General features: G+C 46.4%; 1 pseudogene. It reads left to right on the forward strand.

The annotated features are described in order from the left end of the window. A pseudogene (locus QP119_RS11590) lies at positions 1–261 on the forward strand (hypothetical protein); the annotation flags it as partial.

Raw genomic sequence — 261 nt, forward strand, 5'->3', positions numbered from 1 at the left:
AGAAACATTGCTGAATTATCGCTGGCCGGGAAATATACGTGAATTGAAAAACGTGGTGGAACGTTCAGTGTATCGTCACGGCACCAGCGATTATCCGCTTGATGACATCATTATTGATCCCTTTAAACGCCGTCCATCTGAAGAAGCCATCGCCGTTTCAGAAAACACCTCGCTTCCGACGCTGCCACTGGATTTACGCGAGTTTCAGATGCAGCAGGAAAAAGAGTTGCTGCAACTCAGTTTGCAACAGGGGAAATATAA

The organism is Corynebacterium frankenforstense (assembly GCF_030211955.1).
Taxonomy (GTDB): Bacteria; Actinomycetota; Actinomycetes; order Mycobacteriales; family Mycobacteriaceae; genus Corynebacterium; species Corynebacterium frankenforstense_A.